General features: G+C 67.6%; 1 protein-coding gene. It reads left to right on the forward strand.

Annotated elements, in window-relative coordinates; translation table 11 throughout:
* Positions 1–207 precede the first annotated feature (207 nt).
* The coding region (locus A9310_RS22215) for a condensation domain-containing protein (RefSeq protein WP_254661317.1) at positions 208–3,517 on the forward strand (3,310 nt) is incomplete at its 3' end.

Below are 3,517 nucleotides of genomic sequence, written 5' to 3' on the forward strand. Positions count from 1 at the left end.
GTGCCGAATGTGTCGGTGTGGGTGTTGGATTCGCGGTTGCGTCCGGTGCCGGTGGGTGTGGTGGGTGAGTTGTATCTGGGTGGTGTGCAGGTGGCGCGGGGGTATGCGTCGCGGGCGGGGTTGACTGCGGAGCGGTTTGTGGCGGATCCGTTTGGTGGGGTGGGTGTGCGGTTGTATCGGACGGGTGATCGGGTGCGGTGGAGTGGTGTGGGTGAGTTGGAGTATGTGGGTCGTGTTGATTTTCAGGTGAAGTTGCGGGGGCAGCGGATCGAGTTGGGGGAGATCGAAACCGTCCTCGCGAGTGCCGACGACGTGGTCTCGGCAGTCGCGGTGGTGCAGGACGACCGGTTGGTCGCGTACGTCACCGGACCCGACGAGTCGGCGGTGTCGCGGTTACGAGACCATGCCGCCCGCAGGCTCGCGTCGTACATGGTTCCCGACACCGTCATGGTGCTCGACGCGTTGCCGCTGAACACCGCGGGCAAGGTCGACCGAAAAGCCCTGCCCGCACCGGATCTCTTCTCCACTCGACGGGTGGAACCGGACACGGACACCGAGCGCGCGATCGCCGGCATGGTCGCCGAGGTGCTCGGCCGTGGTGGGAACGCCACGGCGATCTCGGTGACGGACAGCTTCTTCGAGATCGGCGGACATTCACTGTCGGCCACTCGGGTGGCGGCGCGGGTCGCTCACGTGTTCGGTGTGCCGTTCGGCGTTCGTGAACTCTTCGATGCACCGAGCGTGCGCGCGATGGCTGCTCTCGTCGACGCGACCCGTCGCACCGACAGCGGTTCACCCGCCGAGACACCAGACCTCGGTTCGATCCCGCGTCCTGCCCGCCTCCCGTTGTCGCCGGCGCAGCAACGCATGTGGTTCATCAACCAGTTCGATCCGGGGTCATCGGCCTACAACATCCCGTTCGCCCTACGGGTGCGTGGTCGTCTCGACGTCGTCGCCTTGCGCGCGGCACTCGCCGATGTGATCGACCGGCACGAGGTGCTGAGGACGCGCTACCCACAGGGCCCGGATGGCCGGCCGTGGCAGGACATCGCAGCGGCTGACGACGTCACCGTCGATCAGTGGTGGCGGACCGCCGGGGTGGAGACGCTGTCCGCGGAACCGTTCGACGTCACCCGCGACCTCCCGATCCGTGCGGGCATTCTCGGATCCGATCCCGACGACCGCGGTGCACACGACCACGTGCTGGTCGTCGTGCTGCACCACATCGCCGCCGACGGCGAGTCACTGGCGCCCCTGGTCGACGATCTCCTGCACGCGTACCGGTCCCGCGTCGAGGGTCGCGCGCCTGTCCGTCCTCCGCTGCCGGTGCACTACGCGGACGTCGCGCTCTGGCAGGAGCGCGCCCTGGGCTCGATCGACGATCCGGACTCCGAACTCGGCAGGCAGTCGCGCTGGTGGCGCGATCACCTCGCCGGCCTGCCCGAGGTCCTCGAGTTGCCCACCGACCGACCCCGGCCGCCGGTGGCGTCCCTCCGCGGGGCGGTGGTGGACCTCGACCTGCCCGAGGGTCTCGCACCCCGCATCGAGTCGTTCGCCCGCGCCCACGGCGTGACCGTGTTCATGGTCGTGCACGCGTCGGTCGCGGTGGTGCTGTCCCGGTTGTCGGGGACGTCGGACATCGCGGTCGGTTCACCGGTGGCCGGCCGTGGCCGTGCCGAACTCGACGCCCTGATCGGCATGTTCGTCAACACTCTGGTCCTACGCACGGAGGTCGACGCCTCGGCCACCTTCGAGCAACTGGTCCGGTTGGTGCGCGACACCGACCTCGATGCGTTCGCCGCTGCCGACGTGCCCTTCGAGTACCTCGTCGATGCCCTCGCCCCGGCGCGCAGCGAGGCGTTCGCGCCGCTGACCCAGGTGCTGCTGACCCTCGAACAGACCTCCGTGGGGGAGTTGTCCGCGCCGGGACTGACGATCACGCCCGTCGAGGCCGGTGCGCCCGCTGCCCGGTTCGACCTCATGATCGGGATGTCCGCCGATCGGGACGACGCCGGTGCCCTCGCCGGCCTGGCCGGCCGGATCGTGTACGCCACCGACCTCTTCGACGAGCCTACGGTGCGACACATCGGTGCGCGGATCGTCGACGTCCTCGACGCGGGCCTCGCCGATCCCGACGTGATCGTCGGCGACATCGACCTCGTCGACGCCACCGAGCGCGCCGCCATCGAGGGTTGGTCGCGTGGTGTGGAGGTGGGGTTGGGGTGGTCGGGTCGTTCGGTGGGGTCGGTGGTTGCTGAGCGGGTGGGGTTGTCGGTGGGTTCGGTGGCGGTGCGGGTGGGTGGTCGGGTGGTGTCGTATGGGGAGTTCGGTGGGTTGGTGGGGGGTGTTGCGCGGGAGTTGTCGGGGTTGGGTGTGGGTGTGGATTCGGCTGTGGGTGTGGTGATGTCGCGGTCGTTGGAGTTGTTGGTGGCGGTGCATGCGGTGGTGGCTGTGGGTGGTCGGTATGTGCCGGTGGAGTTGGATGCGCCTGCGGAGCGGGTGGGGTTCATGTTGTCGACGGCGGGTGTGGGTGTGGTGTTGGTGCGGGCGGGGGATGTGGGTGGGGGGAGTGTTGTTGAGGGGGTTGGGGGTGTGCGGCGTGTGGTGGTGGATTGTGGTGAGGGGGTGGGTGTTTCGGTTAATGGTGTGGTGGTTGGTGAGGGGTTGGGTGTGGGTTTGTTGGGTGAGGTGGTGTCGGGTGTGGGGGAGGTGCCGGGTGGTGCGGGTGTGTACACGTTGTTCACGTCTGGGTCGACGGGTCGGCCGAAGGGTGTGACGGTGTCGCAGGCTGCGGTGGTGAATCGGTTGGGGTGGATGCAGTCGTTGTTCGGGTTGGGGCGGCGGGATGTGGTGTTGTGGAAGACGCCGGTGTCGTTTGATGTGTCGGTGTGGGAGTTGTTCTGGCCGTTGATGGTTGGTGCTTCGGTGGTGGTGGCGGAGCCGGGTGGTCATCGGGATCCGTGGTATGTGGCGTCGGTGGTGGAGCGGTTCGGGGTGTCGGTGTGTCATTTTGTGCCGTCGATGTTGTCGGTGTTTGTGGATGCTCTCGGGGAGTCGGTGCCGCAGGATTCGGGCCGGCTGGGTTCGGGCGGGTTGGGTTCGGGGTTGGGGTCGTTGCGTCAGGTGTTTTGTTCGGGTGAGGCGTTGGGTGTGGGTGCGGTGGAGGGGTTGCGGGGGTTGGTGCCGGGGGTGCGGGTGGTGAATTTGTATGGGCCGACGGAGGCGGCGGTGGATGTGACGTCGTATGTGGTGTCGGGTGGTGAGGTGGTGGTGCCGATTGGTCGGGCGGTGCCGAATGTGTCGGTGTGGGTGTTGGATTCGCGGTTGCGTCCGGTGCCGGTGGGTGTGGTGGGTGAGTTGTATCTGGGTGGTGTGCAGGTGGCGCGGGGGTATGCGTCGCGGGCGGGGTTGACTGCGGAGCGGTTTGTGGCGGATCCGTTTGGTGGGGTGGGTGTGCGGTTGTATCGGACGGGTGATCGGGTGCGGTGGAGTGGTGTGGGTGAGTTGGAGTATGTGG

It is taken from the genome of Gordonia sp. UCD-TK1, from assembly GCF_001691435.1.
Taxonomy (GTDB): Bacteria; Actinomycetota; Actinomycetes; order Mycobacteriales; family Mycobacteriaceae; genus Gordonia; species Gordonia hongkongensis.